This is a genomic window from Halorubrum sp. DM2 (assembly GCF_901686465.1).
GTDB lineage: Archaea > Halobacteriota > Halobacteria > Halobacteriales > Haloferacaceae > Halorubrum.
In genome coordinates this window covers 2,832,136-2,858,212 of sequence record NZ_LR594487.1, presented here as the reverse complement: position 1 = coordinate 2,858,212, position 26,077 = coordinate 2,832,136, and the positions used below count along the sequence as shown (strand labels likewise).

General features: G+C 68.6%; 22 protein-coding genes. 11 read left to right on the top strand and 11 right to left on the bottom strand.

What is annotated here, in order from left to right; genetic code table 11:
- The first annotated feature begins 99 nt into the window (after positions 1-99).
- A complete protein-coding gene (locus QOL69_RS14325; RefSeq protein ID WP_283403702.1) occupies positions 100-1,062 on the top strand; it encodes an ArsR/SmtB family transcription factor in 963 nt (320 codons plus the stop codon).
- A 189-nt stretch (positions 1,063-1,251) separates the two neighbouring features.
- On the opposite strand, the gene sod is transcribed toward QOL69_RS14325, so the two are convergent.
- Positions 1,252-1,851, bottom strand: a complete 600-nt coding sequence (gene sod / locus QOL69_RS14320) for a superoxide dismutase [Mn] (RefSeq protein WP_283403701.1) — start codon at positions 1,849-1,851, stop codon at positions 1,252-1,254.
- 201 nt (positions 1,852-2,052) lie between these two features.
- On the opposite strand from sod, the gene QOL69_RS14315 reads away from it, so the two are divergent.
- Positions 2,053-2,802, top strand: coding sequence for a pirin family protein (locus tag QOL69_RS14315; RefSeq protein WP_048076785.1), 750 nt, complete (start codon positions 2,053-2,055; stop codon positions 2,800-2,802).
- Positions 2,803-2,894: 92 nt separating this feature from the next.
- Positions 2,895-3,644, top strand: coding sequence for a GNAT family N-acetyltransferase (locus tag QOL69_RS14310; protein ID WP_283403700.1), 750 nt, complete (start codon positions 2,895-2,897; stop codon positions 3,642-3,644).
- Positions 3,645-3,700: 56 nt separating this feature from the next.
- Here the strand turns inward: QOL69_RS14310 and QOL69_RS14305 are convergent, their stop codons facing one another.
- Together QOL69_RS14305 and QOL69_RS14300 are read right to left on the bottom strand one after the other, a co-directional pair.
- Complete coding sequence (locus tag QOL69_RS14305; protein WP_283403699.1) at positions 3,701-4,693, bottom strand: NAD-dependent epimerase/dehydratase family protein; 993 nt, start codon at positions 4,691-4,693, stop codon at positions 3,701-3,703.
- Positions 4,694-4,771: 78 nt separating this feature from the next.
- Positions 4,772-4,912 carry a hypothetical protein gene (locus QOL69_RS14300; protein WP_195155719.1) on the bottom strand — a complete coding sequence of 47 codons (141 nt, stop codon included), beginning with the start codon at positions 4,910-4,912 and terminating at the stop codon, positions 4,772-4,774.
- Between the two features lie 102 nt (positions 4,913-5,014).
- Between QOL69_RS14300 and QOL69_RS14295 the strand changes: the two genes are divergently transcribed.
- Complete coding sequence (locus tag QOL69_RS14295; RefSeq protein ID WP_283403698.1) at positions 5,015-5,491, top strand: DUF7575 domain-containing protein; 477 nt, start codon at positions 5,015-5,017, stop codon at positions 5,489-5,491.
- Between the two features lie 57 nt (positions 5,492-5,548).
- On the opposite strand, the gene QOL69_RS14290 is transcribed toward QOL69_RS14295, so the two are convergent.
- Both QOL69_RS14290 and coxB read right to left on the bottom strand, forming a co-directional pair.
- A complete protein-coding gene (locus QOL69_RS14290; RefSeq protein ID WP_283403697.1) occupies positions 5,549-8,047 on the bottom strand; it encodes a cbb3-type cytochrome c oxidase subunit I in 2,499 nt (832 codons plus the stop codon).
- Positions 8,044-8,826, bottom strand: coding sequence for a cytochrome c oxidase subunit II (gene coxB, locus QOL69_RS14285; RefSeq protein ID WP_283403696.1), 783 nt, complete (start codon positions 8,824-8,826; stop codon positions 8,044-8,046). Before coxB ends, QOL69_RS14290 begins: the two co-directional genes overlap by 4 nt.
- 320 nt (positions 8,827-9,146) lie before the next feature.
- On the opposite strand from coxB, the gene QOL69_RS14280 reads away from it, so the two are divergent.
- On the top strand, positions 9,147-9,569 hold the full coding sequence (locus tag QOL69_RS14280; protein ID WP_283404249.1) for a hypothetical protein: 423 nt from the start codon (positions 9,147-9,149) through the stop codon (positions 9,567-9,569).
- Positions 9,570-9,626: 57 nt separating this feature from the next.
- Here the strand turns inward: QOL69_RS14280 and QOL69_RS14275 are convergent, their stop codons facing one another.
- A complete protein-coding gene (locus QOL69_RS14275) occupies positions 9,627-12,125 on the bottom strand; it encodes an efflux RND transporter permease subunit (RefSeq protein WP_283403695.1) in 2,499 nt (832 codons plus the stop codon).
- 123 nt (positions 12,126-12,248) lie between these two features.
- Positions 12,249-13,958 (bottom strand): COG1361 S-layer family protein, encoded by a 1,710-nt coding sequence (locus QOL69_RS14270; RefSeq protein ID WP_283403694.1) that lies wholly within the window; start codon positions 13,956-13,958, stop codon positions 12,249-12,251.
- Positions 13,959-14,125: 167 nt separating this feature from the next.
- Here QOL69_RS14270 and QOL69_RS14265 point away from each other — a divergent pair, with 167 nt between their 5' ends.
- Positions 14,126-14,911 carry a TetR/AcrR family transcriptional regulator gene (locus tag QOL69_RS14265; protein ID WP_283403693.1) on the top strand — a complete coding sequence of 262 codons (786 nt, stop codon included), beginning with the start codon at positions 14,126-14,128 and terminating at the stop codon, positions 14,909-14,911.
- A gap of 5 nt (positions 14,912-14,916) precedes the next feature.
- On the opposite strand, the gene QOL69_RS14260 is transcribed toward QOL69_RS14265, so the two are convergent.
- The gene (locus QOL69_RS14260) at positions 14,917-15,618 is read right to left on the bottom strand and encodes an HD domain-containing protein (RefSeq protein WP_048076723.1); all 702 of its coding nucleotides are present in this window, start codon (positions 15,616-15,618) and stop codon (positions 14,917-14,919) included.
- A 207-nt stretch (positions 15,619-15,825) separates the two neighbouring features.
- Here QOL69_RS14260 and QOL69_RS14255 point away from each other — a divergent pair, with 207 nt between their 5' ends.
- A complete protein-coding gene (locus QOL69_RS14255; RefSeq protein WP_283403692.1) occupies positions 15,826-16,752 on the top strand; it encodes a cation diffusion facilitator family transporter in 927 nt (308 codons plus the stop codon).
- A 98-nt stretch (positions 16,753-16,850) separates the two neighbouring features.
- A complete protein-coding gene (locus tag QOL69_RS14250; RefSeq protein ID WP_283403691.1) occupies positions 16,851-17,618 on the top strand; it encodes a YqjF family protein in 768 nt (255 codons plus the stop codon).
- A 57-nt stretch (positions 17,619-17,675) separates the two neighbouring features.
- On the opposite strand, the gene QOL69_RS14245 is transcribed toward QOL69_RS14250, so the two are convergent.
- Positions 17,676-18,965 carry a Glu/Leu/Phe/Val family dehydrogenase gene (locus QOL69_RS14245; RefSeq protein ID WP_283403690.1) on the bottom strand — a complete coding sequence of 430 codons (1,290 nt, stop codon included), beginning with the start codon at positions 18,963-18,965 and terminating at the stop codon, positions 17,676-17,678.
- A 172-nt stretch (positions 18,966-19,137) separates the two neighbouring features.
- Here QOL69_RS14245 and QOL69_RS14240 point away from each other — a divergent pair, with 172 nt between their 5' ends.
- A complete protein-coding gene (locus QOL69_RS14240) occupies positions 19,138-19,602 on the top strand; it encodes a PH domain-containing protein (RefSeq protein WP_048076726.1) in 465 nt (154 codons plus the stop codon).
- A complete protein-coding gene (locus tag QOL69_RS14235; RefSeq protein ID WP_283403689.1) occupies positions 19,599-21,578 on the top strand; it encodes a PH domain-containing protein in 1,980 nt (659 codons plus the stop codon). The genes QOL69_RS14240 and QOL69_RS14235 overlap by 4 nt, the downstream gene beginning before the upstream one ends.
- Before the next feature lie 16 nt (positions 21,579-21,594).
- On the opposite strand, the gene QOL69_RS14230 is transcribed toward QOL69_RS14235, so the two are convergent.
- A complete protein-coding gene (locus tag QOL69_RS14230) occupies positions 21,595-22,740 on the bottom strand; it encodes an acyl-CoA dehydrogenase family protein (RefSeq protein ID WP_048076729.1) in 1,146 nt (381 codons plus the stop codon).
- Positions 22,741-22,916: 176 nt separating this feature from the next.
- On the opposite strand from QOL69_RS14230, the gene QOL69_RS14225 reads away from it, so the two are divergent.
- Positions 22,917-23,978, top strand: coding sequence for a phytoene/squalene synthase family protein (locus tag QOL69_RS14225; RefSeq protein ID WP_048076730.1), 1,062 nt, complete (start codon positions 22,917-22,919; stop codon positions 23,976-23,978).
- 30 nt (positions 23,979-24,008) lie between these two features.
- Here the strand turns inward: QOL69_RS14225 and QOL69_RS14220 are convergent, their stop codons facing one another.
- Complete coding sequence (locus QOL69_RS14220; protein WP_283403688.1) at positions 24,009-26,030, bottom strand: DEAD/DEAH box helicase; 2,022 nt, start codon at positions 26,028-26,030, stop codon at positions 24,009-24,011.
- Positions 26,031-26,077: the final 47 nt, after the last annotated feature.

Genomic DNA, 26,077 nt, shown 5'->3' with positions numbered 1-26,077 from the left:
CGGCGATTGCGTCCGGTTCGATGGATCGATCGCCGGCAGGGAGCGCCGGCGTCCCACCCGCTCCAACAGACTTTACCGCTCGGTAAACGAGGGTGACGTATGAGCCAGTTCGACCGATCCGGCGGCGTCGCCTCCGACGGGGACCGCGCGGATCGCATCGACGGAGCCGACGCCGCGGCCGCGACTCCCCGGACGGAATCGCGGATCCCGCCCGCGGAGGTGTTCGCGGTCCTCGGCAACGAGACGCGGGTCGAGGTCCTCCACGCGCTGCTCGAACTCGGCGGCGACGAGTCGCCGGTGAGCTTTACCGACCTCTTCGAGCGGGTCGACGCGACGGACAGCGCGAACTTCAGCTACCACCTCGACCAGCTCATCGGTCACTTCGTCCGGCGGCGCGAGGAGGGGTACGAGTTCCGCGCACCGGGGCGGAAGGTGGTGAGTTCCATCTTCACCGGCACGCTGACCGAGCGGGCGCAGCTCGGCTTCTTCCCGGCGGAGGGGTCGTGTCACGCCTGCGGCGGCGACCTCCACGCCTGGTACGTCGACGACACGCTCTCCATCGGCTGTACCGACTGCGGCGCGATACAGGTGAGCTACCCCTTCCCGGCGGGCGCGCTCGACGGCCGGTCTACCGACGACCTGCTGGAGGCGTTCCACCACTACGTCCGGCACCACTACTGTCTGGCCGCGGACGGCGTCTGTCCCGAGTGTACCGGAACCGTCGAGACCGACCTCGTGCGGACGCCCGACGAGGAGGGACAGGCTGTCGCGGTCGAACACGCCTGCCAACGGTGTAGCTACGACCTCCGGTCGACGGTCGGCCTCCTGCTGCTCGACGACCCCGACGTCCTCCGGTTCCACGCGGACCGCGGCGTCGATCTGAGTTCGGTACCGTTCTGGGAGTTCGACTGGTGCGTGAGCGACGCCGCGACGACGGTCGTCTCCGAGGACCCGCTCCGCGTGCGGCTGACGGTCGGCTGCGCGGGCGACGAGATGCGCGTGGGCGTCGACGAGTCCGGAACGGTCGTCGAGACGGACGGCCCCGAACGCGACGCGCAGTAACGCTCGTCGCCGGAGCGCCGCCGCTCGCCGAGTCGAGTCAGGTCGGGTCGAGTCGAAAACCGCAGAGAGAGGGCCGACGCCCACAGTTCCGCTCCGTCGGCGGCGGCCGAGACGTACGGAGCGGAGACGGCGCGTCGGGTGCGCTCAACGACGCGTCAGACTACGCGTCGGGCGCGCCCGGAGACGCGCTTACTCGAACAGCTCGACGGCCTGCTCGTAGCGGCTGGAGGGTTCCTCCCAGTCGACGACTTCGAAGAAGTTGTCGACGAACTCGCCGCGAGCCGGACCGTAGTCGTGGTAGTAGGAGTGTTCCCAGACGTCCAGCGCGAGGATGGGGTGACCGCCCCAGACAGCGCCCTGGTCGTGCTTGTCGACCACGACGTTGCGAAGCTGGTTCGAGAACGTGTCGTACACCAGAAGTGCCCAGCCGCCGGCCGCGGAGGCCGCCGCCTCGAACTCGCCCTTCCAGGCCTCGTACGAGCCGAAGTCCTCCTCGATGCGGTCGGCCAGCGCTCCCTCGGGCTCCGCGCCGCCCTCCGGCGACATGTTCTGCCAGAACAGGTCGTGGAGGATGTGGCCCGAGGAGTTGTGGGTCACGTTGCGGATGGCTCCGCCGGACGAAGAGAAGTCGTGGGACTCACGGTTCTCTTCGAGCGTCTCTTCGGCCGAGTTCCAACCGTTGACGTACCCCTGATGATGGGTGTCGTGATGCCATTCGAGCACCTGCTCGGAAATGTGCGGTTCCAGTGCGTCGTAGTCGTACGGCAGCGGATCGAGTTCGTAGCTCATTGTTGCGTCCCATTGTACTCGCGGCACGGGTAAGAAGGTTCTCTGTAACGCGTTCCAGTAAAAATACTGCTATGATAAAAACCTACTAAATTAGCTTAAAAGACTACCTGAAGCGTTTTATCAAGAAATACCAATTTTTATTGATAATTTCTCAGTTCCGTAATCGTGATGCTTATCGGCTGTGGTCGGCTCGGGTCGAACATGACTTCCAGTCAGCCGAGTGCGGACCGAGCGGCTCCCGTCTCCGGCGAGCCGGTCCGCCACGGCACGGGCGTAAACTCGAATCGAGCGTTTCCGACGGGGGCGCACCCGCAGCACCTCGACCCGTTCGTCCTCTTCGAGCGGTTCTACATCGAGCCGGACCAAGGGTTCCCGATGCACCCGCACCGCGGGTTCGAGATCGTCTCGTATATGATCGAGGGCGGGATGGACCACGAGGACAGCCTCGGCGTCACGAACACCGCCCGCGAGAACGAGGCGATGCACATCACGACCGGCGGCGGGATCCGCCACTCCGAGTTCCCGGCCGACGGAGCGGGCTGTAACGGACTCCAGCTCTGGATCAACCTGCCGCGAGAGCGGAAGGAGATGGAGCCGGACTACGCGGACGCCGCGGCCGACGAACTGCCGACCGAGACGCTCGACGGGGCGACGGTCACCACGGTCGTCGGCGACGGGTCGCCGCTCTCGACGCACACGCCGGTGGAGTACCTCGACATCGAGGTCACGGACTCGTGGGCGTGGTCCGTTCCCGACGGATGGACCGGTTTCCTCTACGCCGTAGACGGTGCGGGGACGGTCGACGGCGCGGCGATCGCCGAGGGCGACGTGCTTCCGGTGACGGAGGCGGCGACGGTCGACGTCCGCAGCGAGGATTCGCTGCGTGCGGTCGCAGTCTCGGGACGCCCCCACGGCGAGCCGATCAGACAGCGCGGCCCGTTCGTGCTCTGAGGACTGCCGGGCCACGGCTGTCTCCTGTCCCCGCGCGTCGCCGACGTGGAATCCCGACCGAGTTTTTTGTAGTCGGAGTGAGACCGACCCACATGGACCTGCGCGCCGCAACCGCTACCGATATCGACGCGGTCCGGTCGGTCGCCCGCGAATCGCTCGCGGCATCGTACGGACACGCCGTCGACGAGGAACTGTTGGACGAGGCCGTCGAGGAGTGGTACGACGCCGGCGACCTCGGGGACGACATCAACGACGACGACGCGGTGTTCCCCGTCGCCCTCGTGGACGGGGTCGTCGTCGGGTTCGCGGAGAGCTACGTCGTCGGCCGCCGCGAGCGCGTCGGCGAGATCGACTGGCTCCACGTCCACCCCGACCACAGGGGGTCCGGGATCGGCTCCGCGCTGCTCGAACGCGTCGAGTCCGCCCTCCGGTCGGCGGAGGTCGACCGGATCGAGGCGCGCGTCCTCGCCGACAACGAGGCGGGGACGGCGTTCTACGAGCGCGAGGGGTACGAACTCGCCGGCGAACGCGACGTCGACATCGGCGGGGAGCGGTTCGCGGAACGGGAGTACCGCAAGCAGATCGGCCGCCTCGCGGGCATCTCCGAGGCCGTCTACGAGACCGAGGCGGGAGACTCCGTCCACGTCGCGTTCGACGAGAGCGACCGCGGGTCGCGAGCGCCCTTCTACGTCGCGTACGCCGACCCGGACCACGAGCGGCGGTACGGCTACCTCTGTGGCAACTGTGAGGGGACCGACGTCGCGATCGACACCATGGACCGGATGGAGTGTCGCGACTGCGGGAACCGGCGGAAACCCACGCGCTGGGACGCGGCGTACTGACTCCGGCGCGTCCGCTGGGACAACCCTGTCACGTCCGTCGGGACGGCCCCGCCGTCTCAGAGCGTGTCCATGACGCCGAGGACGCGCTCCTCGGCCTCGCGGCCGGGGTCCCACTTGCTCCCGTCGCGACCCGATTCGCGGTGTTCCGTCACGGTCCGTTCCATCGCCTCGTCGACCGGCGTCGACTTCCAGCCGAGGTCCGCGAGCGCACAGGTGTCGAGCAGGTGCGGGTACTCGCGGTAGAGCGTGAAGTCGTCGGGTTCGAGGCCGCCGGCGGCGAGCGCGTCGTCGCTCGCCGGGACGACTTCGACGTCCTCCCCGGCGACGTCAGCGATCGTCTCTACCGTCTCTTCGAGCGTAAGTGCGCGCCTGTCGCCGACGTTGTACGCCGCGCCCGGCTCGCCGCGCTCGGCGACGATCCGGAGCGCGCTCGCGACGTCCTCGACGTACGCCCGGTGCCAGAGGTTCTGTCCGTCGCCGGGGATCACCACGCGGTCGTGCGTGAGTACGCGGTCGATCCAGTAGTCGAGCCGCTCCGTGTAGTCGTGCGGCCCGTAGACGATACACGGGCGAACCGCGGTGGCCGCGACGCCCTCCTCGGCGGCCGCGAACACCGCGCGGTCGCCCTCGGCCTTCCGGTTGCCGTACGTCTCGCCGGAGTCGTCGGTCGCCTGCTCGTCGGTACACGGCTCCAGCGGCGTCTCGCCCTCTCGCTTGGGGATCTCCTCGGCGGCGTAGCTGGACCCCGACGAGATGTACACGTACCCGTCGACGTCGGCGAAGATCTCCGTGGCGGTCTCCACGTCGGCCGGCTGGTAGGCGACGCAGTCGATCACGATGTCCGGTTCGACCGACAGCTTCGCGGCGCGCAGCGCGGTCTCGTCTTTCCGGTCCCCCTCGACGTGGGTCACGCGGTTGTTCTCCGCGAAGGGGTTCTCGTGGTTGCCGCGGTTGAATATCGCCACCTCGTAGTCGTGTGCCAGCAGTTCGCCGACCGTGTGGCGGCCGATGAACCGAGTCCCGCCGACGACGAGCGCAGTGTCCGTCATACCCGAGATCGGACGAGCGAGGTAAAAAACGTGGCCGAATCGGACGCCGGATCGCTCGCGGCCGAGAGACGGGCGCTGCTACTCCTCGCTCCGGGGGCCGTCGCCGCGCCACCGCCGGTACAGGAAGTAGGCGACACCGAGACCGATCGCCCAGGTCCCGACGCCGAACACCGCGATCGCGATTCCGCCGAGGAACTCGCCGGCCGGCAGACCGAACATACCGCAGTTCGGCGCGTCCGCGACATAAACGCTCCGAGAAGAGGAGCGACGACGCGCCGAGAGAGGGGTAGCTTCTCGGGCCGGGGGCCCGTACGGCAGCGCATGTCCGACCGTTCGCTGCGGCGACCCTGGCTCGCCGCCCTGCTCGCACTCGTCGTCTCCGGGCTCGGCCACGCGTACCTCCGTCGGTGGGCCCGCGCCCTCGGCTGGTATCTGGCGGTCACCGCGGCCGTCTTCCTGTTCGTCCCCGACGGCGCGGTCACCGCCGCGTTCTCTGGGAACCTCCCGCCGGTCCGAGACCTCGCGCCCCCCGCGGCGGTCGTCGGGGCCAGCGTGATCGACGCGTACGTCGTAGCCCGCAGGAACAACCGGGAGTACGAGCGGGAGCGCGACGCGGCCCGCGCGGCCGACGCTTCGGCGGCGTCCGTCGGCGTCGACGGCGACCCGGACGCCGCGTCGACGGATGCGGCGGACGCCGACGGAACCGTTCGCTGCCCGGAGTGTGGGAAAGAGACTGACCCGACGGTCGACTTCTGTCAGTGGTGTGCGGAGCCGCTGGGCGGAGAAGACGCGTCGTGACGCGGAAGGTGAGATAGTAGGAAAGCGAGAACGGAGAAAACGGGACCGCTGGCCCCCTCAGAAGAGGTAGAACAGCGGGAAGATGAACACCCAGACGATGTCGACGAAGTGCCAGTAGAGGCCGAAGTACTCTATCGGCCGCTCGTCGTCGAGGTAGTGGCCCTGGTACACCCTGACGAACAGGAAGAGGGCGATCACTAAGCCGAGCAGCACGTGGATCCCATGGAGCCCGGTCGTGACGTAGTAGATCGACGCCTGGATCGGGTCGCCGTGGGCGTTCGCGGAGATGGTGACGCCGCGGTCGAATATCTCGTGGTTCCACTCCCACAGCTTGATCGCCATGAAGGTGAACCCGAGCAGGATGGTCGTTCCGAGCGTCGCCAGCAGGCCCTGCCGGCTCTTCCGACGCGCCGCGACCAGCGCGAGGATGACCGTGAACGAGGACGTGATCAGGACGAACGTGTTGATCAGCCCCGGTAGCGACTCGGTCAGCGGCGACCACGTCATCCAGCCCGCGTTGTAGCGGACGAAGACGGCCGCCGAGATGAACGCGCCGAAGACGATCACGTCAGAGGCGAGGAAGAACCACATCCCCAGTTTCACCTTCTCGACGCCGTTGAACGGCCAGCGCTCGGCGAACTCGGTCGGCGGGGCGTAGAAGTCCTCTAGGCCCCACTTGACGCCGGTGTAGAGGAGCCCGACGAGACCGACGACGATCGCGGTCGGGTAGAGCGCGTTCGAGATCTGAACCTCGCTCTGCATGGCGCTGTCACCCAGCACGACTGTGACCGCGTCGGCGAAGCCGGAGAAGCCGAACAGCGTGATCCCGAGCGCTAACGAGAGCGCGAACGGCCAGATACTCGCGTGGCTCGCGTGTTTGTCCCAGTAGGGGTACTCGGAGATGTGCGCCGAGTGGCTGTCGCCGCCGTCGGTGGCGATGTCGCCGTTGTCGTCGGTCTTCATCGCGGGACCGCCGTCCGGCACGAAGTCTTTCACGAACTCCAGTTTCCCGGAGGCGTACGACGGCCGGTTCGGCCAGTTCTCCAGCGGTGGGGGCGAGGAGACCGCCCACTCCGCCGTCCGCGAGTAGTCCCACGGGTTGTCGCCGGCCGGCTCGCCGGAGACGTAGGATTTTGCGAAGTTGTAGAACATGATGAAGAAGGACAGTCCGAGCACGAACGCGCCGATCGTCCCGAACTGGTGGTAGATCTGGAACTCGGGGTTGTACTCGAACACCCGGCGGGGAGTCTCCCAGCCGAGGAACATCGAGAAGTAGACGGCGTTGAACCCGAGGAAGAACACCACGAAGTGGAGCTTCCCGAGGAACTCGTCGTACATCTTCCCGGTTATCTTCGGGAACCAGTAGTAGGCCCCGCCGAACAGCGCCGTCGCCCCGCCGAACATCACGTAGTGGAAGTGCGCGACCACCCAGTAGGTGCCGCGGAACTCGTAGTCGAGGACGATGGCACCGAGGAAGACGCCCGTGATGCCGCCAAGTATGAACAGCAGCAGCGCGCCGAACGCGAAGAGGAACGGCGTCGTGAACTGTATCCGCCCCTTGATCAGCGTGTAGATCAGCGAGAAGACGACCAGGTCGAACGGGAGCGAGATCCCGATGGTCGTGGCCATCATCAGCGTCTTGATCTCCAGGTTGATCGTCGTCAGGAACATGTGGTGCATCCACACGAGGAACGACTGGACGGCGATCAGACAGATGGAGATGATCACCCACTTCCGGCCGACGAGCCGCCGCCCGGAGAACGTTTGGAACAGCTCCAGCATGACGCCGAGCGCCGGGAAGAAGACGATGTACACCTCCGGATGGCCGAAGAACCAGAACAGGTGGCCCCACAGCAGGGAGCCGCCCTCAGTCGCCGAGAAGTAGACGCTGCCGAGGACGCGGTCGGCCGCGAGGATGAGTCCGACCGCGAGCAGCGCGGCGAACGCGAACAGCATCATCCACACGGTCGCAAGCATCGACCAGGTGAACATCGGCATGTCCATTATCCCCATCCCCTCGGCGCGCGAGTGATGGATGGACGTGAGGAAGTTCACCGTCGACGCCGTGGTGCCGGTGACGAACATCGCGAGCGCGAGTACCGCACCGGTCGACCCGATGCTCGGCGTGTACATCGGCACGTTGAGCGGGGCGTATATCGTCCATCCGGCGGAGAGCGTACCGCCCTGGAAGAAGCTGATCGCGAGCAGGACGCCCGAGAACAGGTACAGCCAGTAGGACACCGCGTTGAGCCGCGGGAACGCGAGGTCGTCCGCACCGATCTGAAGCGGCACGAAGTAGTTCGCGAACCCGAACGCGAACGGCGAGAGGAACCAGAACACCATGATCAGCCCGTGGGCGGTGACCGCCTCGTTGTACGCCAGTCCGGAGAGGATCTGGCTCGTCGGGTCCCACAGCTGGAGGCGGATGAGAAGCGCCATCACGCCGCCGAACAGCAGGAAGAACAGTGCGGTGATCGTGTAGAGGATACCGATGTCCTTGTGGTTGGTCGTGACGAACCACCGCTTGACGGAGGTCGTCGGCGGAAGTCCGCTCATGCGCTCACCCCGCCCGCGGAGGGCGCGTCGAACGCGACGCCGGTGCTCTCGATGCTGGCGCTCTCGGAACCGTTACCGGTGCCCGCGTACCACTCCTCCCACTCGTCTTGCGGGATGACCGTAACCTGGCCCTTCATCTGGGAGTGACCCGGACCGCATAGCTCGAAGCACTCGACGCGGTAGGTCGCCTCCCCGCCTTGTGCCTCGATATCCTCAGAGCTTACCTTAAACCACGTCTCGCTGTACTCTCCGGGGATGGCGTCGGACTTTATCCGCAAGTCTGACGAGCCGAAGTTGTGCCACACGTCGCTCGACGTGATGTTGAGGTCGACCCGCTGATCGGCCGGAACGATCAGTTCACCCCGTTCGGTGTGGCCGTTCGGGTACTCGTACACCCAGCCGTACTGCTGTCCCTCGACGAGAATCTCGATGTCCCCGTCGTCCTGAACGCTCGGCCCGTCCTCAACGTAGAGGAGAAGCCCGTACGCGTACACGACGAGGCTGATGACGACGATGGCGCTCAGCCCGAACGAGAGGAACAGCTTCTTCGCTTTCGGACCGCCCTGTCCCGTCGGGAGCTCACCGACCGTCGGCGCATCGAACTTCTCGTCCGATCGATCGCCGTCGTCGCGGTACTTGTACACGTTCCACAGCGTGTACGACACGACGATGGTGCCGACGAGCGTACCGAGCGCGAGGAAGACGAAGAAGATCTCGTCGAAGATCTCCGCCTGTGCGCGCCAGTCGCTCCCCTGTTGTAGGATAACTGGATCTATCATGTTCGTCTGTCTGCCCTTGTCTCTCCCTTAGCGATGGCACACTTATCTCTTGTGTAGCGGGGCGGACGATCGACGGTAGAGAACCCGGTTTCGCGCCGGTGTCGACCCCCCGGAGTCAGCCAGCGGAGCCGCGGTGTGGACCGTCGAGAGGGGGACGAAGCGCGCGCCAGGCGAGAGAGATGAAGACGTCGGGACGACAGGGCGAAAGACGCCGGAACGATGGGGCAGAGAACAACGCGTCGAAGGGTATTTGTACGCGCGAACGGAGGTCCCAATAACGGATATCCATGACATCACTCACCCTCTTGAGCACGGGCCTGATGGGCCTGCTCGTCGTCGCCACGTTCGTCGCAGTCGCCGAGATCGGAGGGAAGCGGTCCGCTCCCGGCCGCGACGAGAGCGGCGGACGCTACGAGGCCGTCGTCGCGACGCTCGGCGAGTTCGTTCGGACGCCGGTCGTGTGGGCGGTCTCGTTCGTCGGCGTCACCGTCCTCGTCGGCGGGAGTATCCTCCTCGGCGTCGGGAGCTTCGGTATCCCGGAGGCGCTCGCGGGCACGCTGGTGAACGTCGCGTACTTGATCGTCGGACTGCTGCTCGTCGGCTTCGTCTTCCTCGGTGCCTACTTCGCGACCCGGAGCCGTGGGCTCGGGAACGCGCACGGCGTCGCCGCCGGAACCCTCGCCACCGGCGCGGCGTTCCTCGTCCTCGTCACCGTCCAGTTGGTCGTCGGCGTCGTCGGCTGAGCCGCCCCGTCGGATCGTCTCGTCGGCCGCTACCGAACTCCGAGAACGGATACACCGTCAGCGACCGCCCTCGGCACTCGACTCCCGAAGTCCGCCGTCGAGACCGAGTCCGACGTAGCCGCCGTACCGGTCCCACACGACGACGAGCGACGGGACGAGCAGGATCGAACAGAGGTACGCGTAGAACACGCCCAGCGCGAGCAGGACGCCGAAGTCGCGCAGCAGGGGGATCACCGCGAGCCACAGGACGCCCAGCCCGGAGACGGTGGTGAGCATGCTGCCGGTGAGCGCCCCGCCCGTCCCGGCGATGGTGACGTCGAGCGCCTCGTCGACCGGAAGCCCCGACTTGTACTCGTCGACGAACCGGTGGACGAAGTGGACGGTGTAGTCGACGCCGAGTCCGATGGAGACAGAGAGGATCGGCGCGTTGATCGGCGTCAGCGGGATGTCGAGCAGTCGCATCGACCCGACGAGCAGGCCGACCGTGACGAGGACGGGGACGAGGTTCAACAGGCCGTACACCGCCTTCCCTTCGAGGTACGCGTACGACAGCGCCAAGAACAGCGCCGTGAGTCCGAAGGCGGTGAACAGACTGCGGATCGCGGACTCCGTCAACAGGTCGATCACCGCCTCGTTGACGACGAGAGAGCCGGTCGGGACGGCTTCGAGCGGGGTGCGCTCGGCGAGGGCGCGCACGTCCGCGACCGCCTCGGAGTTGTCGACGCCGGGTCGGATCGTGTAGTCGATCCGCGCGCTACCGCGGTCGGCGGCCACGTAGCCGCGCGCCTGCGTCTCGGCCGGGGAGTCGAGGAGCGCGTCGTACACCTCGTCGACGTTCCGGTCCGGCACGCCGTTGCCGAGGCGGTCGTTGCGCTCGACCACCGCGGCGAACTCGGGGTCCTGTGCGGCCCGGTCGTCGATCACGGTGACGACGCTCGTCGCGGCCGCGCGGCGCTCGTCGGTCGTCGCGAAGGTCTCGGGGGGGTTCCGCATGGTCCGGTCGATCAGCTCTAAGGCGTCGTCGTCTCTGACCGACTGGTCGACGTACAGCGTCACGGACCCGCCGAAGTTCTGTTCGAACTCCTCCTCGAACAGCGTCAACACGTCGAGGAACGTGTACTCCGTCGGCGCGAACGGCTCCGGCAGGTCGGCGTACGTCTCTAGCCGGTCCTGGTCGGGGAAGAACGCCTCTTCCGAGAACTCCGTGTTCACGCCGGTGCCGTACGCGCCGCCGGCCGCGCCGCCGACGAGGAGGAGGGCGACGACGACGACCGGGGCGAGACGGGAGAGGTCGACGCCGACGTGGAGGACGCGCGCGAGCCGCGAGCCGCCCGATCCGAGCGCGGTCGTTCCGAACTTCGGGATCGGCAGTCGCTCGCGCCACCGGTCGGCGAGGACCTTCGCCGCCGGAAGGTAGACGCTGAATATCAGGAGCGTGAAGACGATCCCGGCGGCCGCGACGATCCCGAAGTCGCGGTTGGGGTCGAACGGACTCACCACGTTAGAGACGAGTCCGAACACGGTGGTGATCGTCACGAGGAGGAAGGCGACGAGCAGCTGGTCGGTCGTGGTCCGCATCGACGCCCCGATCCCGGTCCCTGTCGCGCGCTCCTCGCGGTAGCGGTTGACGATGTGGATCCCGAAGTCGATCCCGACCGCGAGCAGGAGCGGGAAGACGGTCACGAGCGAGTCCGAGAACGGGATCCCGGCGTACCCCATGAAGCCGAACGTCCAGAGGAGCGAAACGAGCAGCGCCGAGATGCCGATCGCCATGTCGATCGGGTCGCGATACGCGAAGATCAGGAACCCGACGATCAGTACCAGCGCCGCCGGGAAGACGATGATCGCGGTGTCGGTCAACAGCGCGGTGATCTCCGACTGGAGGACGCCGTCGCCGAAGAGGATCGCGTTCTCCCCGGCCTCGTTGCCCGGGACCGAGTCGACGACGTCGACGCTGCGGGTCTGGAGCTCCGTCACCCGCGCCGTCGTCGCCGCGTCGGGCAGGTCGTAGGTGATCCCCACGATGGCGGTGCCGGCCCGCTGTGCGGTGGGGTTGTAGTCGACGGACACCTGCGGCGCGACCGCGCCGGCCGCGTCCGCGTCGGCGACTGCGGTCCGCAGTTCGGCGGGCGTCGCCTCCGTCACGGCGTCGCGGCGCTCCGCCGGGCTCTCGGCCGCCGGGTCCAGCTGCCGCGCGATCGCATCCGCGTGGCTCGACGTCGACGCGACCCGGAGCGCCGAGCGCGACTCCAGCCGGTGTTGGGTCTCCAAGGTCCTGACCAGCGCATCGCGGGAGAGGACGTTGTCGTCGGAGACGATCACCTGCGCGGAGGTCGCGGATCCGCCGATCGAGGTCTCGAACTCCTCGTCGATGTCGTCGAGCGCCTGCTGGGCGGGGATGTCCTGCGTGAACTGGTCCGCGCCCGCGCTGGTCTCGATGCCGGTCAGGCCGCCGGCGAAGACGACGGTGACGAGCAGAAAGACCGCGAGAACCGCCACCGGTCGCTCCGTGACGAGGCGGTCGATCCGCTCGATGAGGCGGTCGACTGCGGTCACCGACGCCCCGCTGTCCGGCGTCCCGGCCTCTCTCGCGTCACTGTCCGGCGTCTACGCGCCGTCACGGGTCGCCGAGACCGGGGGCGTTCCCCGTCTCCGCAGGTGGCGTGTCCCGTCATCGGATCACCGCCGTCGGTACCACACCGCGCCGCCGGCCGCGGCGACGACGACGAGGACGACGACGGCGATCAGTCCGAGCGGGGTCCCGCCGTCGTCGACGGGGGCGGTCACCGACACCGGGACCTGCGTCACGTCCGAGATGCGGTCGTTGCCCCGCTCGTCGTCGTACCGGAAGTCGAGTTCGATCGGGTGGTCCTCGACGCTCGCGCCCGGGGCGGCCGACACCTCGAACCAGATGTTCCTGGATTCACCCGGCTCCAGTTCGTCGACGAACGCCTCGTCGTTGACCGTCGTCAGCGGGCTGTCGGCGTAGAGGCCGGCGTTGATCGACGACAGCGTCTCCGGCCGCCGGTTCGTGATCTCCACGTCGATCCGCTGGGTCCCGCCCGCCGGGACGGTAGCGTTCTCGACGTCGAGTTCGAACTCCGGCTGCCGCGGGGCGACCTCGACGCGGCGAGTCTCCTCGACGGCGACCGTCGCGTCGCCGCTGTCGTACTCGGTGGTGAAGCGGAACTGCCGGGGGCCGGGGTCGGCGCTCCCGCTCACGTCGGCGTCGAAGGAGAACTCCGTGGACTCGCCGGCCGGGATGGTCGGGAGCGCGTACCGGCTCTCGCCGAGGCTCACGCGGTCGCTTCCGGAGTCGGCGACGAGGACCGCGTCCTCGACGTCGACCGGTCCCTCGTTCGTCAGCGTACCGGAGACCGTCCCGGAGTACCCGACTTCGAGCGTCCCCGAGACGTTGCTCAGCGAGAACGACTGCTCCGGGATCGGAACGACGCCGGCGCGCGCGGCGGCCGCGGTCGCGTCGACCCCGTTCGGATCCCGGTAGTCGACCGTCGAGGAGAGCGCGTACGCGCCCTCGCCGAACGCCTCGCTGACGGTCGATTCGAACGTCACCGTCCGGTTCTCCCCGGGTGCCCAGTCGCCGACGAACGACTGGCCGCTCCCGCCGGACCCGAGCTGGACGCCCGGGCTGGTCGTCGTTCCCGAGACGACGGCGTCGCGGGCGGTCTCGTCGCCCACGTTCGCCATCGTGACCGTCACGTCGCCGCTGCCGCCCACCTGCGCGTCGGTGTCCGTTTCGAGGACCGCGAAGCGCGCGCCGTCGTCGATGACGATGGTCAGGTCGAAGTCCTCGATCCCCCGACGGTCCTTGTGGTCGTTGAACTCGGGGATGACCTCGAAGGTGTACCGGTAGCGGGCGGTCGCCTCCACCTCGTACGTTCCGTCAGGCACGTCGTCGGGCACGGTCACGTCGAGCGGGACGGAGACCGGGCTGGCGTCGGTACGCACGTCGCCGACCGGAATCTCGCCGTCCTCGACGTCGATCGGTACGTCGCCGTCGTCGATTTCGAGGGTGAGTCCGCGAGCTGTCGTCACCCGGGAATCGAGCTGGTTGCCGATCGTCATCTCGCCGGTGTTGACGATGTCGACCGTGACCGTCGACTCCGCGCCGCTGGGCACCGACCGTTGCGAGACGAAGAGGTCCAAGACGGGGGAACCGCGGATCTGTCTGTCGGTCGGTTCCGATCCCGTCTGCGCGACCGCGCCGTCCGCGGCCCCGGAGGAGACGCCCGAGAGCGCGGCGTGACCGCCGTCGAGAGACGCGTCCGCGTTCGCCGCCGCCGCGCCGGCGAGCGAGACCCCGACGAGGAGCGCAGCCGCGGCGACGACGGCGAGTCCGACCGTCGCGAGCCGCGTCGATCGGCTCATCGATCGCCTCCGCCGGCCTTCCGGGAGGGTCTGGTCGCACGCGGCGACCGATCGTGCCGTGACGCGTCGGATCGAGTCATACGGTCCGCTCGGAGCCCCGAGAAATAAGCGTGTTGAATAAACGTTCAATCAGGAGTGGTATATAACGCACTCGCCTACGGGTCCGTATGGACGACCCGTTCGCGGAGCCGTCGGACACCCGGCAGGCGATCCTCGGTGCGGCGTTCCGCGCGCTCTGCGAACACGGGTACGCGAACGTCACGATCCAGCGGATCGGCGACGAGTTCGACAAGAGCCCGTCGCTCGTGTATCACCACTACGACGGGAAAGACGAGCTGCTGATCGACCTGTTGGAGTACTTGCTCGACCAGTTCGAGGCATCCATCGCGGACGGGAGCGCGGAGTCGTCGGAGGGAGATGCGCCGTCGAAGGGCGACGAGCCGTCAGAGTGTAGAGACGGAACCGCGGGCGAAAGAACCGAGATAGCCCCCGAGGCGGCCTTCGACCGGTCCGCTCGCGACCAGCTCGACGGCTACCTCACGGCCGCGGTCGATCCAGACTCGCTCAACGACGAGTACGCGCCGGACGCGCAGTTCGTCACGGTGATGACGGAGCTACGGGCACAGGCCGCCAGCGACGCGGCGTACCGCGACCACTTCGACCGCAGCGACCGCGTCTTCGGCGCGTACCTCGAACGCCTCGTCCGCGAGGCCGCGACCGAGGCACAACGCGACGACGAGTCGACGGAGACCGCCGGACCGGGCGGCGAGGCGGTCGACCCCGGCGAGGTGGCGGCGACACTCCAGACGTTCGCGACCGGCGGAATGTTCCGGTGGGCGACCACCGGTGACAGAGGATGGACGACGCCGTCGCGGACGGGGATAGACCGGTACCTCGAAACGGTGTTACCACGCGTCGATCCGGACGCAGCCGAGTCGGGCGGCGGGAACTGAGAGGGTCAGCGGTCGGTGACTCCCTCGGCGTCCATGTGAGAGACCTCCTCTTCGAGCCACTCGCGGAGCCACTTCACGCGCTTGATGCGCTGGTGTGCGATGCTCTCGGCGGTGTCGGAGACGACGCGCTCGGTGTGGTCGTACGCGCGCTGGAGCACGCGGTCCACCATCTTCGCGGAGTCCATGTGGGTCCGGGACTCGTACCCCATCCGCAACAGCATGAGGACCGCGCCGTTCGCGCCGACCTTGTCGAGCACGTCGGCCTCGATCAGACACCGGCTCTCCAAGGGCACGGCCGCCAGGTCGCCGGTGTACGAGTGATCGACGACGGCCCCGCACACCTCCTCGATGAACGACTCCGGGTAGTTGCCGCGGCTCTGGAGGTACTCGCGGGTGACGCGCGCGCCGGCCTCCGCGTGAACGTCCTGTTCGGCCTCCAGCTTCGCGACATCGTGGAAGACGGCGGCGACGCGGACCACGTCGACGTCCGCCCCCTCGGCCTCGGCGATCTCGGTCGCGAGGTCGACGACGTTGAGGATGTGGTTGAACCGGTACGACGACGAGTGCCACGGGTACCAGCGCATGCGTCCGCCGTCGTCCTCGCTCTCGACGCTGGCCGCGAGGTAGTCGCGGACGAACCCTTTCATCTCCTTGAAATCCTCGTCGCTCACCTCCGTTTCCTTAATTTCGACGCCCACCGGGACCACCTCGGGCGAAAAGATCGTGATTCATTACCGTCACCGAGGAGCGTTTCGGTCTTAGGCGTTACGACGGAGTCTCCGACCGAGGACGACATCGACGGCGAGGCGCGCGGGAGGCCCTCCGAGACGGGGCTCCGACGGTGCCGCGACGCGGGAGCGCAAAAGCCGCGGCGACGCGGGACGCTTAACAGGGCCGCGGTCGCATCGGCGGATATGTTGAGCCCCTTCGGGAGCGGCGACCGCGCTCGGTTCCAGCGGGCGGCGGCGGTCAACGTCGTCGGCAACGCGGTGAAGATCGCGGTCGTCGGGGCGACGGGACTCGCGTTCGGCAGCGTCGCGCTCCTGGCCGACGCCGCCCACTCCGTCGCCGACCTCGTCGCCAGCGCGGTCGTGTTCGTCTGGGGCGGTTCGCGGTACGAGAGCGCGGACGAGACGCACCCGCACGGCCACCAGCGGATCGAACCGCTGACGGCGCTGTTCGTCGGCGCGACGGTGGTGATCCTCGGACTGCTCCTGTTGCGCGAGTCGGTGCTCGGGTTCGTCGGGCCGGTCGAGGTGCGGCCGAGCCCCCTCCTCGTCGGAGCGCTGCTGTTCGCGATGGCCGACATGTACCTGCTGTACCGGTACACGGAACTGGTGAACGCCGACCTCGGGTCGACCGCGCTCGACGCCCTCGCGGTCGACAGTCTCAACGACATCTACACCACGGTCGCCGCCCTGGTCGGCGTGTTCGGCGTGTTACTGAACGTCCCGGTCCTCGATCCGGTCGCCGGGGCGCTCGTCAGCGCTCTCGTCGTGTACCAAGGGATCGAGATCGGCCGCGAGAACGTCACGTACCTCGTCGGAGCCGCGCCGCCACCGGGCGACCGCGACCGCGTCGTCGCCGCCCTCCGCGACCACGCCGCCGTCGAGGGGGTCCACGACCTCACCGTGTTCTACGACGGGACGGACCTGGAGGTCGAGGTCCACGTCGAGGTCGACGGGGCGATGACCCTCCGGGAGGCCCACGACGTGGAGACGGAGCTCGTCACGAGCCTCCGCGGGTTGGAGGACGTCGGCGACGTCCACGTCCACCTCGACCCCTCCGGGCTCGGGGAGTGGAAGGACGCACCGGATGCGGTCGACGCGCCGCCGGAGTGAGAGCGCCGACGGCCCGAGACCGCCGCCAGAACGTGCGAGCGGCGACGGCCCGAAACCGCCGGCGTGCGGGTTATGCCGACAGAACCCCTACGTCCGATATGATCGGTCGCCGCTGGTTAGAGATGACGTGGCGGGACGGACTGTTCGCCCACTGGCCCGTCGACCCGGAGGTCGTCGCGGCGGCGCTCCCCGACGGGCTCGACGTGGCGACCCATGACGGCGACGCGTACCTCGGCGTCGTCCCGTTCGTGATGGACGACATCCGCCCGCGGGGAGTGCCGATGGGGCTGTCGTTCCCGGAACTCAACCTCCGCACGTACGTCGAGGGACCGAACGGACCCGGCGTCTACTTCCACAGCCTCGACGCCGACGACCGGCTCGGCGTGGCGGTCGCTCGCGGCCTGTTCCGGCTGCCGTACTACCGGGCCGAGACCGACGTTCGGCACGGGGACGGGAGCGCGGCCGACGTTCGGCACGGCGACGGGAGCGCGGCCGACGTTCGGCACGGCGACGGGGACGCAGCCGACGGGCGCTCCGTCCGGTTCACGAGCCGACGGGTCCACCGCGGCGTCCCGCACGCTCGCTTCGACGCGACGTACGCGCCGACCGGCGAGGCGTTCACCCCCGAACCGGGGTCGCTGCCGGCGTTCCTGCTGGAGAACTACCGCTTCTACACCGCGGGAGAGGGCGGTCGACTGTACGTCGGCGAGATCGACCACGAGCCGTGGACGCTGCGTCCGGCGACGGCGGAGATCCGGTCGAACACGCTGTTCGCGGCGAACGGGTTCGACCGGCCCGACGGCGACCCGATACTCCACTACGCGGAGCCGATCGCGGTCACGGCCGACCGGATCAGACGGGTCTGACGCCGGCAGATCCGGGAGGGCAAATCGGGAACACCGAGAACTTCACGGACGGCCGCGTTACGGGAACAGCCCGCGGTACTCGTGGGCCTTCGCCGTGCGCTCTAGGGCGAGCGTGTACGCGGCGGTCCGCAGGTCGGGGAGATCCTTGGTGTCGTACTGCTCGATGGTCTTGTCGAACGCGTCGCCGATACGACGCTCCAACTCGGCGTTGACCGTTTCCAGCGGCCACGAGAACTCCTGTGCGTTCTGGACCCACTCCAGGTACGAGACGATGACGCCGCCCGCGTTCGCGAGGATGTCCGGCACGACCTGAACGTCGCGCTCGGTGAGCGCCTCGTCGGCGGCGACGGTCGTCGGGCCGTTTGCGGCCTCGACGATCGCCGACGCCCGGAGGTCGTCAACGTTGTCCGCGGTGATCACGCCCTCGACGGCGGCCGGGATGAGCACGTCCACGTCGAGAGTCAGTAGCTCCGCGTTGGTGATCGCGTCCGGGTCGTCCCAGCGGGAGCGATCGGCGCTGCCCTTGAGATCGCCCGCGACGTACTCCTCGACGAGGCCGCCGGCGTCGACGTGCGCGCCGAGCGCCGCCACGTCGAGCCCGTCGGGGTCGTAGGCGGCCCCTGACACGTCCGAAGTCGCGACCACGTTGGCACCCGCCTCGTCGAGGAGTCGGGCCGCGTTCGACCCGACGTTCCCGAACCCCTGAATCGCTATCGTCGCGTCGGAGAGGTCGCGGTCGAGGTACTCGAAGAGCCGCTCGGTCACGAGCGAGACGCCGCGGCCGGTCGCCTCCACGCGGCCGGGCGTCCCGCCGATCTCCAACGGCTTCCCGGTGACGACCTGCGGGACGGAGTACCCCTCGTACATCGAGTAGGTGTCCATCATCCACGCCATCGTCTGCGGGTTCGTGTTCATGTCCGGCGCGGGCACGTCGACTTCGGGGCCGATCATCCGTCGGATCCCCTCGGTGTACCGCCGAGTGAGTCGTTCGAGGTCGCGGTCGGTGAGCTCTTTCGGCTCGCAGATCACGCCGCCCTTCGCGCCGCCGTACGGGAGATCGACCAGCGCGGTCTTCCAGGTCATCCATCCGGCGAGCGCCTCGACTTCGCGCTGGGTCACCGACGGGTGGAACCGGACGCCGCCCTTGAACGGCCCGCGCGCGCTGTCGAACTGACAGCGGTACCCCTCGAACACCTCGACCTCGCCGGACTCCAGTTCGACCGGCAGCGTGACTTTGAGCGTGCGCTCCGGATGTTTGAGCCGCTCGAAGATCCCGTGGTCCACGTCCGCGTACTCCTCCGCGCGGTCCATCTGCGCGAGCATGTTCTCGAACGGATCGTCGGTCATGGGCGGCACGACTCGATCCCACGTGATATCGGTTTCGGCAAGTATCGCCTTCGAAAGAGAGTGTCTACCATGATTTTCCGGCAGGATTTCGCCGGTCGTTTCCGGCCGGACTTATACGTCGGGACCGTCAATCGCCGCTCATGACACGCGGACACGCGACGGGGGAGCGTCGATGACGACACAGACGCTCCATCCCCGAGTCCAGATCGTGTGGGTCCTCCGTGCGGTGCTCCTGTCGGCGCTCGTCACCGCCCCGTTCGTCGGCGGCGTGTACGTCGAGTATCTCCCGGAGTGGGTTCCGGTGGCCGTCGGGGCCGCAATCCTGACGCTCACCGTCGCACACGCGCTGCTCCGGTACCGCCGCTGGAGCTACGAGATCCGCGAGGACGCGATCTACCTCGACCGCGGCGTGATCACGCAGGTGCGGACCACGGTGCCGCTGGTGCGGATCCAGCACGTCGATTCCCGGCGCGGCCCGATCGAGCGGACCGCCGGGCTCGCCTCCTGCGTGGTGTACACCGCCGGATCGCGGGGCGCTGACGTGCGGATCCCGGGACTCACGCCGGAGGGCGCGAGCGACCTCCGCGAGGAGCTGAAACGGCTGGCCATCCGCGCCGACGGGGAGGACGCGGTGTGAAGTTAGCGCCGCAGTCGGTCCCGTACCGCGCGCTCCAGAAGGCGGCCGGGACAGCGGTTGCCCTGTTCGTCATCGTCAACAGCGGGGGGTTCGGCCTTCCGTTGGCGGTCGCCGGCGGTGCCGCCATCCTCGTCGCGATGCTCGCCTACGAGGTCGCGTACTACCGGCGGTTCGAGTACGTCCTCACCGAGGACACGCTCGACATTTCCTCCGGCGTCATCTCCCGGCGCGAGCGCGAGATCCCGTACCGCCGGATCCAGAACGTCGACGTGAGCCGGTCCGTGATCCAGCGCGCGATCGGCGTCGCCGCGGTCGACTTGGAGACCGCCGGCGGCTCCAGCACCGAGGGATCGATCCGGTTCGTCACGCCCGAGGAGGCGACTCGTCTCCAGCGCGAGGTCCAGCGCCGGAAGTCCGACGCGAGCCGGACGGGCGAGGGCGGCGAGCGGAGCGACGCCGACACCGGCGCGGTCGAGGGCGGGCGCGACGACGCGTTCGCGCCGAGCGAGGAGGAGCTGTTCGCCATCTCGCCCGGCGAACTCGCCTTGGTCGGGGCGCTGTCGTTCGACGGACGCCTGATCGGGCTGTTGGCGTTCCTCAGTTCCGGGTCGTTCCCGGTGCTTTCGAGCTTCCTGCCGGAGACATCCGCCGCCGCGCTCACCGCGACTGCGTTCGTCGGCGTGGCGGTCCTGTTCCTCGCGTCGTGGTTCATCGGCGCAGGCCTCGCCTTCTCGAACTACTACGGGTTCCGCCTCTCCCGCGCCGGCGACGAACTGCGCTACGAGCGCGGGTTGTTCCGGCGGTACAGCGGGTCGATCCCGACCGAGAAGGTCCAGACGCTGCGTATCGCGGACAACCCCGCGAAGCGGGCGCTGGGGTACGCGAGCCTCTCGATCGAGACCGCGGGGTACGCGCCCGGACAGGGGACGGAGTCGGGCAACCAATCCGCCGTGCCGATCGCGACGACCGACCGCGTCTACCGGCTCGCACACGAGATCGAGCCGTTCGGGACGCCCGAATTCAACCGGCCGCCGAAGCGGATCCGGTGGCGGTACGTCTTCCGCTACGCGATGGTCGTCGGGGTGCTGACGGCGGTCGCGTACGGCGTAAACTGGTACTTCGCGGCGTCGCTCCCGTGGTACGGGGTCGCCGCGCTCCTCCTCATCGCACCGCCCGCGGCGCACCTCAAGTGGAAGCACCGCGGCTACTGGCTCGGCGAGGACCACCTGCTCACCCGGAACGGGTTCTGGGGCCGGACCGTCGCAGTCGTCCCGTACTACCGGATCCAGAACGTGATCGACAGCCGCACCGTGTTCCAGCGCCGGTGGGGCGTGGCGACGATCGTCGCCGATACGGCGGGGACCGGGTCGCTGACGGGAAGCGACGCCGCCGCGGTCGACTTCGAGATCGGCGAGGCCGAGGCGCTGAAGGAGACGCTCACCGACCGCCTCGCGACCGCCGTCGCGGAGCGGCGCGCGGGCGGGAAAGACCGCTTCGAGTGGGTCGACGAGGGCGACGATGTCGACGGAGAAGCGGACGCGGCGGAAGAAACGGGGCCCGCCGCGGGGGCGGAGTCCACTACTGAGACGGGACCCGCAACGGAGCCGACATCGGGCGGGACCATGTCCGGCGCACCGACCGACAACGGTTCGGAATCCGACGACACCGCTGCGGACCACAGGGCCGCCGCCGACGAGCCCACCGACGAGACGCCGGATGTTCCGGACGACGGCGTCGTCCGCCCGGACTTCTCGCCGGGCGACCGCGACTACTCGGAGCCGGCGGAGCGGGTCGACACGGGCGACTACGCCGTCGACCAGCGCGCCTCCGACGCGGACGTCCCGTTCGGTCCCGATCGTGGTACAGAGAACGATGACAGAGAGTCCGAAGACGGTAACAGAGAGTCCGAAAACGCCGACCGAAAAGGTGGCACGGACGAGATAGAAGAGACCGACGCCGACGAGCGGCCAGAGTGATCCGTCCGCACCGGCACTACTCGTCGAGCAGCTGTTGGGCGATCGTGTTCCGTAACACTTCGCTCGTCCCCTCGTAGATCTCCGATAGCTTCGCGTCGCGGTAGAACCGCTCGGCGGGGAAGTCCTTGGTGTAGCCGTAGCCGCCGTGGATCTGGATCCCCTCGTTGGCGACCTCGCGGGCGATCTCCGAAGCGTACAGCTTCGCCTGCGCGGCCTCCTTGATGTAGTCGCCGTCGCGCATCTTCAGGTCGGCCGCCTCGTGCATCAGCAGCTCCGCGGCGCGGGCCTTCGTGTCCATGTCCGCGAGCTTGTGCTGGATCGCCTGAAAGTCGGAGATCGGCCGGTCGAACTGCTCGCGCTGTTGCGCGTAGGACGCCGCCTCGTCGAGCGCGGCGCGCGCGATCCCGACCGACCGGGCCGCGATCGTGATCCGGCCGCCGTTGAGCGTCTTCAGCGCGTGGACGAACCCCTCGCCCTCCTCGCCGAGTAGCCGATCCTCGGGGATCCACATGTCGTCGAACCGAAGCTCGGCGGTCGGACACCCCTTGTCGCCGAGCTTGTCCTCCGTGCCCTCGACGACGAACCCGTCGTCCTCCTCGGGACGCACGACGAACGACGAGATGCCCTTCCGGCCCGCGTCGGGGTCGGTCTTCGCGAACAGCGTGACGGTGTCCGCGACGGAGCCGTTGGAGATCCAGAGCTTCCCGCCGTTGACGAGGTAGCCGTCGCCGTCGCGCTCCGCGGCCGTCGACATGGCTGGCACGTCCGAGCCGGCCTCGGCCTCCGAGAGCGCGAACGCGCCGATGTCCTCGGCGGTGTTCAGGGCGGTGAGGTACTCCTCCTTTTGCGCCTCGTCGCCGAACTCGTAGAGCATGTTGCCCGCGAGCGACGTGTGGGCCGCGACGACCGTCCCGAGTCCGCCGGAGCCGCGAGATATCTCTTCGAGTCCGATCGCGTAGCTGTGGTAGTCGAGCCCCGCGCCCTCGTACTCGACCGGGAACGGCATTCCCATGAGCCCGAGGTCGGCCATCTCGTCTATCAGGTCGGCCGGGAACTCGTCCGTCTCGTCGATTTTGGCCGCCCGCGGCACGACCTCCTCGTCGACGAACTCCGCGACGGTGTCGCGGATCTGACGCTGCTCTTCGGTGAGCGTGAACTTCATGGTCTCCCCTTCGACTGGGCCGACTTAGCCGTTTCCACACGATTGTACACGGGGCGGAGGTTCGTGGGTTCGAGCGGCGCGGCGTCGTTCGGTTTCGAGGCCCCGCGCAGCAGGGGGCGGCCGGCCGCCGTTCCACGAGGCTTTTTATGCGTTGTGCCGTAAGGACTGGCAACTGAATGAGCGGACGAGAACACGGCCCCGGCGAGGCCGACCTCGCGTGGTGTCACGAGGCGGTCCAAGGGGTCTCGCGGACCTTCGCGCTGACCGTCGACGTGCTAGAGGAGCCGATGGCCTCGCAGATCTGTGTCGGTTACCTCCTCTGTCGGGTCGCCGACACCGTCGAGGACGCCGGTCACATCCCGCCGGAAGCCCAGAGCGACGTGCTGCGGACGTACCGACGAGCGATCGACCCGGACGACGAGACCGACATCGCGGCGTTCCGCGAGGCGGTCGACGAGTGGCTGCCCGCGGAATTGGACGACGACTGGACCGTCGTCGCGGAGGCACCGACGATCGCCGCCACGTTCGCGGAGCTCGATCCGGAGGCCCAGGAGGCCATCGTTCCGCCGGTGCTGGAGATGGTCGACGGGATGGCGATGTTCGTCGACCGCCACGCCACCGAGGGCGGGCTCCGCATCGACGACCGCGACGAGTTAGAGCAGTACTGCTACTACGCGGCCGGGACGGTCGGCAACCTCATCACGAACCTGCTCACGCGCGGCGACGTCGCCGAGGAGCGCGCCGACCGGCTGCGCGAGACCGCCGAGGAGTTCGGCCTCCTCTTACAGCTCGTGAACGTCTCGAAGGACGTCTACGACGACTACACGGAAGAGAACAACGTCTACCTCCCCGCCGAGTGGCTCGAAGCGGAGGGCGTCGAACAGGAGCGGGTCGTCCACCCGGAGAACCGCGAGTCGTCCGCGCGCGTCGTCGACCGGACCGCCGACTACGCCCGCTCGTTCCTCGACGACGCGCAGGCGTACTTAGAGACGATGCCGCTCTCGAACGGGAACACGATGGAGGCGTGGACCGTCCCGTACCTGCTCGCGGTCGGCACCCTCCGAGAGATCAACTCGCGCCCCGAAGACGCGCTCACCGAGACCGGCGTGAAGGTGTCCAGACAGGAAGTGTTCGCGGTGATGTCGGCCGCGAGCGACGTCGGCCGCGACTCGCTGGCGGAGCTGCGGCAGACGATCGCCCGGACCCCGTTCCATCGGGCGGTCGGGTCGGCTGACTGAGCGCACGGTTCGGACACCCCAACCGCTTTCTCACAGCCGCGACCGCGCCCGTGACACCGCGGGAACGCGCACGCCGATCGTCTCCCCGAGCGCCTCGGCGGCGCTCAGCAGCCACTCCGCGCGCTCGACCCGCGAGTCGAGGTCCCCGGGACCGATCCGGTAGCGCTCGACCAGATCCTCGACGGTCGCGCCGCCGATCCACTCGTCTAAGATTCGCGCCGTCTTCACCGACTCCAGCCACCCCTCGAAGTCGTCCGGCTCCGTCATGTCCGTCGTCAGATGGGCGGCGTTGCGCCGCGCGAACCGATAGACGTCGGCGCGCTCGGCGTTTCCGAGGTAGGTGTCCTGCATGTCCGGCGTGTCGCAGATCACCTCGAAGGCGGTGAGCGTCGTCGTGTCTGCCAGATCGGCCGCCGCGCGGAGCCCGGCGACGATCCGCTCGCCCGTCTCGGGCCGAACGTACTGCTTCGAGGTGGTCTCGCCGACCGCCGTCGCGACGAGGCAGTAGTCCTCGACGCCGCCGGTCTCCCTGACGACCATCCCGGCGGCAACGAGGTCGTCGACTGCGACGGCGACCGCGTCGGCGAGGCCGCCGGCACCCGTCTCCCGCGCGTAGAACGTCCCCTCGAAGACGTCGAGTATCTCGGTCTCGGTCCCCGCGAACCCGGTGGCGATCGCCGCGAGGACGTGGGTTCGGAGCGCCCCTGGGTCGGCCAACTGCGACTCGACCGCCTCGGGTTCGCCCTCGACGTACCGCTCGTGAACTTCCTCGCGCGTGTCGGCGTCGGCGACGAGGACGGCCTCGCCGTGCGGGTCGAGCCCCGGACGCCCCGCCCGGCCGCACATCTGGTGGACTTCGAGCGTCGGAATCCACTCCATGCCGCCCTCGCCGTACCGTCGCTGGTCGCGGACGACGACGCGCCGCGCGGGGACGTTGACGCCGGCCGCGAGCGTGGGCGTCGCGCAGATACAGGCGACGTCGCGGTCGCGGAACGCCGACTCGACGACCGATCGGTGGCCCGACCGGAGGCCCGCATGGTGGAACGCGACGCCGGCGCGCAGACACGCCGCGAGCTGCCGGCCGGTGAGCGTCCCGTCCACGTCGGTGGCCTCCTCCGCCGCCACGGTGGCCGCGTCCTCGATGCCGAGCCGCTCCGCGAGCCCCTCGTCCGCGAGCCGCTCCGCGAGGTCGACCGCCTCGCGGCGGGAGCGGACGAACGCGAGACACTGCCCGCCGTCCGCGACCGCGTCGGCGACCAGAGCGGCAGTGACCTCGGTGGGATCGGGTTCGTCGTCGTCATCAGCGTCGGGGTCGCTCTCGTCTTCGGCGTCGGTCTCGTCGCCGGCGTAGGCGTCGCCGTCAGGATCCGTCTCGTTGGGGGACGCAACGTCGACGGACAGGCTCGTTCCGTCGTCGAAGGCGACGTCGCCGCCGACGGCGACGCCGGTCCGTAGCTCGACGGGACGCCAGTCGGACTCGACGAGGGCGGCGTCGAGCCAGTCCGCGATGGCGTCCGGGTTGTCGACGGTCGCCGACAGCGCCACGGTCTGGAGGTCGGGGTTCCGCCGCCTGAGCGTCGCCAGCGTCACTTCGAGGGTCGGCCCGCGCCGCTTCGCGCCGAGCAGGTGGACCTCGTCGACGACGACGCAGGCCAGATCGTCGACCCACGAGGCCCCGTTGCGGATCGCGGAGTCGACCTTCTCGCTGGTGGCGACGACGACGTCGTTGCCCGCCAGCTCCTCGCCGGTCGCGTCGAAGTCGCCGGTCGAGATGCCCACGTCGACGCCGGGCAGCGCCGCGAACGTCTCGTACTTCTCGCGGGCGAGCGCGCGGAGCGGGCAGACGTACAGCCCGGGACCGTCGGCGGTCAGGAGCGCGAGCTGCGCGACGAACGTCTTCCCGGACGCGGTCGGCACCGCCGCGACGACGTTCGCGCCCTCGCAGACGCCCGCCTCGACCGCCGCGCGCTGCGGCGGGTACAGTTCGCGGACGCCCCGCTCGGCGAAGTGGTCGACGACGGTCGACGAGAGCGGCAGATCCCGAACGCGCATACGGACACGGATTCGGCCGGATCGGTCATAAAGAGTCGGCAGCGTCC

Excerpts from the sequence above, each read along its gene's own strand:
- QOL69_RS14290 (WP_283403697.1), bottom strand. The coding sequence starts at position 8,047 with ATGAGCGGACTTCCGCCGACGACCTCCGTCAAGCGGTGGTTCGTCACG.
- QOL69_RS14230 (WP_048076729.1), bottom strand. The coding sequence starts at position 22,740 with ATGAAGTTCACGCTCACCGAAGAGCAGCGTCAGATCCGCGACACCGTC.
- QOL69_RS14315 (WP_048076785.1), top strand. The coding sequence starts at position 2,053 with ATGACTTCCAGTCAGCCGAGTGCGGACCGAGCGGCTCCCGTCTCCGGC.
- QOL69_RS14295 (WP_283403698.1), top strand. The coding sequence starts at position 5,015 with ATGTCCGACCGTTCGCTGCGGCGACCCTGGCTCGCCGCCCTGCTCGCA.
- QOL69_RS14225 (WP_048076730.1), top strand. The coding sequence starts at position 22,917 with ATGAGCGGACGAGAACACGGCCCCGGCGAGGCCGACCTCGCGTGGTGT.
- QOL69_RS14270 (WP_283403694.1), bottom strand. The coding sequence starts at position 13,958 with ATGAGCCGATCGACGCGGCTCGCGACGGTCGGACTCGCCGTCGTCGCC.
- QOL69_RS14250 (WP_283403691.1), top strand. The coding sequence starts at position 16,851 with ATGATCGGTCGCCGCTGGTTAGAGATGACGTGGCGGGACGGACTGTTC.
- QOL69_RS14310 (WP_283403700.1), top strand. The coding sequence starts at position 2,895 with ATGGACCTGCGCGCCGCAACCGCTACCGATATCGACGCGGTCCGGTCG.
- coxB (WP_283403696.1), bottom strand. The coding sequence starts at position 8,826 with ATGATAGATCCAGTTATCCTACAACAGGGGAGCGACTGGCGCGCACAG.
- QOL69_RS14325 (WP_283403702.1), top strand. The coding sequence starts at position 100 with ATGAGCCAGTTCGACCGATCCGGCGGCGTCGCCTCCGACGGGGACCGC.
- QOL69_RS14280 (WP_283404249.1), top strand. The coding sequence starts at position 9,147 with ATGGGCCTGCTCGTCGTCGCCACGTTCGTCGCAGTCGCCGAGATCGGA.
- QOL69_RS14265 (WP_283403693.1), top strand. The coding sequence starts at position 14,126 with ATGGACGACCCGTTCGCGGAGCCGTCGGACACCCGGCAGGCGATCCTC.
- QOL69_RS14220 (WP_283403688.1), bottom strand. The coding sequence starts at position 26,030 with ATGCGCGTTCGGGATCTGCCGCTCTCGTCGACCGTCGTCGACCACTTC.
- QOL69_RS14245 (WP_283403690.1), bottom strand. The coding sequence starts at position 18,965 with ATGACCGACGATCCGTTCGAGAACATGCTCGCGCAGATGGACCGCGCG.
- QOL69_RS14300 (WP_195155719.1), bottom strand. The coding sequence starts at position 4,912 with ATGTTCGGTCTGCCGGCCGGCGAGTTCCTCGGCGGAATCGCGATCGCG.
- QOL69_RS14240 (WP_048076726.1), top strand. The coding sequence starts at position 19,138 with ATGACGACACAGACGCTCCATCCCCGAGTCCAGATCGTGTGGGTCCTC.
- sod (WP_283403701.1), bottom strand. The coding sequence starts at position 1,851 with ATGAGCTACGAACTCGATCCGCTGCCGTACGACTACGACGCACTGGAA.
- QOL69_RS14255 (WP_283403692.1), top strand. The coding sequence starts at position 15,826 with ATGTTGAGCCCCTTCGGGAGCGGCGACCGCGCTCGGTTCCAGCGGGCG.
- QOL69_RS14305 (WP_283403699.1), bottom strand. The coding sequence starts at position 4,693 with ATGACGGACACTGCGCTCGTCGTCGGCGGGACTCGGTTCATCGGCCGC.